Origin of the sequence: Salinicola sp. RZ23, assembly GCF_003206675.1 — a bacterium.
Classification (GTDB): Bacteria; Pseudomonadota; Gammaproteobacteria; order Pseudomonadales; family Halomonadaceae; genus Salinicola; species Salinicola endophyticus.
In genome coordinates this window covers 845-5,574 of sequence record NZ_PZJK01000030.1, presented here as the reverse complement: position 1 = coordinate 5,574, position 4,730 = coordinate 845, and the positions used below count along the sequence as shown (strand labels likewise).

The 4,730-nt window shown below is 65.2% G+C and carries 5 protein-coding genes; all 5 read right to left on the bottom strand.

Annotated elements, in window-relative coordinates:
- Positions 1-1,138, bottom strand: a 1,138-nt coding sequence (locus tag DOM67_RS19665; RefSeq protein WP_110679010.1) for a secretin N-terminal domain-containing protein, incomplete at its 3' end; no start/stop codon positions are given.
- On the bottom strand, positions 1,119-2,192 hold the full coding sequence (locus DOM67_RS19660) for a zonular occludens toxin domain-containing protein (RefSeq protein WP_110679008.1): 1,074 nt from the start codon (positions 2,190-2,192) through the stop codon (positions 1,119-1,121). The genes DOM67_RS19665 and DOM67_RS19660, both read right to left, overlap by 20 nt.
- Positions 2,192-2,542 carry a DUF5455 family protein gene (locus DOM67_RS19655; RefSeq protein ID WP_110679006.1) on the bottom strand — a complete coding sequence of 117 codons (351 nt, stop codon included), beginning with the start codon at positions 2,540-2,542 and terminating at the stop codon, positions 2,192-2,194. Before DOM67_RS19655 ends, DOM67_RS19660 begins: the two co-directional genes overlap by 1 nt.
- A 2-nt stretch (positions 2,543-2,544) precedes the next feature.
- Positions 2,545-3,825: a hypothetical protein gene (locus DOM67_RS20045; protein ID WP_198651885.1), complete on the bottom strand. Its 1,281-nt coding sequence runs from the start codon at positions 3,823-3,825 to the stop codon at positions 2,545-2,547.
- A 438-nt stretch (positions 3,826-4,263) separates the two neighbouring features.
- Positions 4,264-4,536 (bottom strand): major coat protein, encoded by a 273-nt coding sequence (locus tag DOM67_RS19640; RefSeq protein WP_157958927.1) that lies wholly within the window; start codon positions 4,534-4,536, stop codon positions 4,264-4,266.
- Positions 4,537-4,730 lie beyond the last annotated feature (194 nt).

Sequence of the window (4,730 nt, the reverse complement as noted above, 5' to 3'; positions counted from 1 at the left end):
TCTGCTGCTGCCGATTCTCTTCGGAGACGAGGCCGCCCAGGAGCACCGACTGGCCGGAGTGAATCTGTACCGTGGTGTTGATGCTGCGCTGGTTGGTGATGATGTCGGACGCCAGCACGGAGTCGGTGAGGCTGTCGGCGGCGGTGCCCACGTCCATGACGATCAGGCCCGAGGGGGTGACTACCGGCAGCACATTGAGGGTGATGCCGATGTCGCGGCGCTCGATGGTCTGGAAGGGGTTTTCGATGTTGGCCGCTTCGCCGGTGACCCGCCCGGTGATGAAGGGGACATTCTGGCCGACCGAGATGGTGCCGCGCTGGCCGGAGAGCGCCAGTATCTGGGGCGTCGAGAGAACACGGGCGTTGGAGTCGCGGCGGATCGCGTTGACGGCCAGGGCCAGCACGTCGCCGTCGAAGATGCCGAACGAGCCACCGGGCACCGAGAGCGCGCGGCCGAGCCCGGAGGTGTTGAAGCCCCCGGCGGGGTTGCTGCCAGCGCGGGCGCGGCCAAACGAGACGCCGAGGTCGAGGGTGTCGCCGTCGTTGGTTTCGAAGATCAGGGCGCGGATGAGCACCTGGGCGCGGGTGACGTCGATCTGGGGCAGCAGCCGTTCGAGCGCCTGGATGCGGTCGGGGGGACCGCTGACCAGGAGCGCGTTAGCGGCGTGCAGCACCTGGGCGCGGGATGACTGAAGGCTACCGGGCGTGCTCTGGGCCAGGAAGGCGTCGACCAGGGGCGCGAGATCGCCGGCGCGTAGGTGGTTGATCGGCAGCACGCGGGAGACGCTGGGCTCCCGCGGGGCCGGGGTGGCGATACGGCTCATGAACGTCTGGTCGGCCTTGGCCGGGACCAGGGTCGGCGGATTGCCGGGGGCGAGCTGATAGCCGTGGGACTGCATGACGCCCTGGAAGAACTCGGGGAGCTGATCGGGCGGCACGTCCGGGGCGTAGACGGTCAGGGTGCCGTTGACGCGCGGGTCGATGGCGATGGGCGTGGCGGTTTCCTGGCTGTACCAGTGCACGAAGTCGCGCACGTCCGCGTCCTGCATGTCGATGGGCATGGCGTGGGCGGTGGACGTGAGCAGCAGGGCGCCAGCGGTGAGGGCCGCGCGGGCGAGATTAGCAACCGATGTCGACATGGTGGGCTCCAGAGCCGAGGCGGAGATGACAGGCACCCATCGGGATGACGTCGAGGCCGAGGCGTTCGAGGTCGTCGCTGGTGGTGGGCCGGTGGTCGCCGTCCAGGAGGCGGTAGGTGGTGTGGTCGCCCAGTTGGGCGTAGCCGGTGATGCGCGCGCGGTCGAAGCGGGAGAGATCGAGTGCGGGCGCAGGATCGGGCGTGGCCTCGAGGTCGGCGTTGCGGGCGTCGACCTGATCGACGACGAGCACGGACGTGGTGAGGACGATGCCCAGGAGAAAAGCCAGGGTGACCAGAAGCGGGCGGTTGAAGCGCTTCCAGTAGATACGGGTCATGCGCATGTAGAACCTCGCATCGCGGGGGACGCGGAACACGCCATGGGTGAGCCACGGCGGCAGCATCGAGTAGGTCTGGTGCGGGTAGGCGTCGGAGAAGGCTTGCTTGGTGTCGTAGGCCGGGTAGAGCGCGCGGCCGGTGTAGGTCCAGCGTTCGACGACGAGGCTTTGCGGGGAGTCGCCGTATTTGACGATGCCGAGATGGAGCTTGGGCATCGGCAGCTTGCCCCCGGCGAACATCGACCAGAGGGAGCCGATGATCGGCAGCGACAGCCGATCGAGGCGGCGGCAGTAGACAACGTGCTCGGCCAGCGCCACGCGGGCCTGCTTGTCCATGATCGAGAGATCCTGGATCAAGAAGATGATGTCCCAGCCGAGCTTGCGCGCGTGCAGGAACCAGTCGATGACCGCCTGGCGCGACTTGTCGGCCCAGGAGCGGGAGTTGAACCAGGTGCCGCACTCATCGAGCACCAGGAGGCCGTTCTTGGCTTCGTCGTAGGTGTCGTTGCCACGGCCGATGGCTTCCAGGTCGGCGAGCTGGGGCTTGTCGGGGATGCGATAGACGCGGGTGTTGCGCGCGCGTTCGCCGACCAGCTTATGCAGGCGCAGGTCGAGGTTGGTGGCCACCGGGCAGCCGTGGTTGAGCTTGTCCTTGATCTTGCCCACGGCGACGAGCGTCTTGCCCGCGCCCAGTTTGCCGGTGACGACATAGACCGCCATCACACACCCCCAAGGCCCAGCACGCGGTCTTTGACGTGCAGGGCCATGACCGTGAACTTGGCCAGCACGATGGCCGAGACACAGGTGGAGAAGTTGTCGGGCAGGATGCGGTTGACGCCATCGGCCAGCACCGCGGGCATGGCCACGGTGAGGCTATCGACGATGCTGGAAATCACGTCGGCGGTGCCGGTGATCAGGGCGACGAAAATCCCGACCTTGATCAGGAACAGGCCGAAGCGGGCGACCTTGAGCCAGAAGAAGAACTGGAGAAACCACGTCCCGAAGTGCTTGAAAAAGTTACGCGCCAGCGGAATCAGGGCGGTGAAGAGCAGCCGAACGAGCGCACCCATGGTCAGCCCTCCGAGGCGCTGCGATAGGACAGCGCGATCATGGTGATTTGGTAGCAGGTGAAGAAGAACAGCAGCCAGGAGAGCGCGGCCTTGATCAGATCGAAGACGCGGCACTCGATGGTGACGGTGTGGCCCTGGAAGCTGAAGGTGAGCGGGACACAGCCGCCGCCACCGGGAATCTCGGGGAGCCAAGCGGTGGCCACGCCTTTGACGTAGCTAAGGCCCTTGCCCAAGAGGCTGCTGTCATCCTCGAACAGGTCGCGATAGCGCTGGGTGATCTCGCCCTGTACGTCTTCGTTCTGGGTATCGAGCTGGCTCATCAGGTCGTCGGTGAGGCCCTGGCCATCGAACTCGCTCTCGACATCGGCCGCCGTAGGGGCGCCGTCCTGGTTGGTGAAGGTGTCGACGAGGTTGGAAAAGCCGTTGTTGATCGCCTTGCGCACGCCGCCGATGGCATCCAGTACGGCGTCGAGGCCATCGCCGGGTTCTTCGCTCTCTTCGCCGTCGCCGCTGTCGTTGTTACCGCTGTCGCTGCTGCCGGTATCGCCTTCGGAGGGCGTATCGGTGTCGTCGGGGGGCGTGGCGTCATCATCGGTCGAGGTATCACCGCCGCCGGTCGAGGTGTCACCCCCGGTGGAGCCACCCCCGGTGGAGCCACCCCCGGTGGAGCCACCACCGGTGGAGCCACCACCGGAAGACCCGCCACCGCCATCGGATGAGCCACCACCGGTACTACCACCCCCACCGGAAGCGCCACCACCGCCGCCACCCGATGAGCCACCGCCCCCGGTCGATCCACCGCCCGATGAGCCGCCACCCCCAGTCGATCCACCATCGTTGCCTGATCCGGTATCGCCACCACCGGTATTGCCTCCGGTATCGGTGCCGCCGTCATCGGTCACCGGGTTACCGTCGTCGCCGATATGGATGGTGTTGATGTCACTCGACTGGCCGGTGTAGCAGTAGCTTTTGCCACCGGATGAGTAGGAGCCGTTGGCGCAGCTCGATGGGTTGTCGGTGAGTTGAAACGGTGACTCTTCGACGTTGGCGCCTTCGGCATCGGGGTCGTTCGGTTCGCCGGTGGATTCGGCGCGCCAGACGGTAGAACACTCTTGAGTGCCGTCGGGATTATTGGTGCAGAACGTCACGCCGGGCGTCTGGTAGAGCTTGCAGGCGCCGGTATTGACGTAGGCATTGGCGGTATTGAGGGAGCCAGACGGGACCGTCACCGAGCGCATCTCGCCACCGTAAGCGGCTTGGCACTGCTCATCGGTATAAGCCATGTTGTAAATCGTATCCGCCGCCAAATCGGAGGCGGGGATGTCGGCGGGTGATCCGAGATATTTGAAGACGGAGTAAGCGTAAGGACGGGTGCGATATACCTTGCTGATGCCGTCGTCGCCGGTTTTCTTTTCGCACCACGTACTGTTCGAATCGGTCTTAATTCTTAATGGCAAGTTGCCTTTGGTGATGCGCAGGGCTTCTTGGTAGGTAGAGCGGCGTTCCGCAGAGAGCGCCATAGAGCACGTTGAGGCTTTGCGGTAGCCCGATGACACGACGAACGACCAGTCATCGGCGCGGGAAGGCAAAGAGATCGCCAGTAAGAACAGCAGTAGAAGACTTCTCATAACGCACCCATGAAAAAGGGGCCTCGAAAGGCCCCTGGCGACCGGCCCCGGTATGCGCCCAGGGCGGACAGCGGGACCGGTTTAACCACCGGATCAGGTGGCCTTGTTGGCGAACTTCTTGAACAGCCCGATGGCGAGCAGCGAGCCGACGATGGCGGTGACCACCGGCCACGCTTCGCCAGCCATGCTGCTGGCTTGGCTGGAGAGTTCGGAGAACGCCTGAGAAGCTGCCGAGCCGCCGGAGTCGGAGGCCATGGCGGCGCTGGCCGTGGCGATGGTGCCGACGCCGATCATGGCGACCTTGCCGGGGATCGAACGGGCGGCGTTGCGGGTGGTGATGAGCGCGTCTTTCAGTTGGGTTTTCATAGGGTTTTCTCCGCNNNNGCTCATCGTTGGCCACCCTTGATTGCACCGAGCCCGAACGCGAGCACGAGCCCGATACAAAAGGTGAGGAGCCACAGCGAGTCGAACTGTTCAGCGGTCATCTGTGGCACCCCGTGTTAGTTGGTCTTGCCGCTGGCCGCGTCGGGCTTGGCGTCGGCCTGACGCGAACGCCCGCT

Excerpts from the sequence above, each read along its gene's own strand:
- DOM67_RS19655 (WP_110679006.1), bottom strand. The coding sequence starts at position 2,542 with ATGGGTGCGCTCGTTCGGCTGCTCTTCACCGCCCTGATTCCGCTGGCG.
- DOM67_RS19640 (WP_157958927.1), bottom strand. The coding sequence starts at position 4,536 with ATGAAAACCCAACTGAAAGACGCGCTCATCACCACCCGCAACGCCGCC.
- DOM67_RS19660 (WP_110679008.1), bottom strand. The coding sequence starts at position 2,192 with ATGGCGGTCTATGTCGTCACCGGCAAACTGGGCGCGGGCAAGACGCTC.
- DOM67_RS20045 (WP_198651885.1), bottom strand. The coding sequence starts at position 3,825 with ATGGCTTATACCGATGAGCAGTGCCAAGCCGCTTACGGTGGCGAGATG.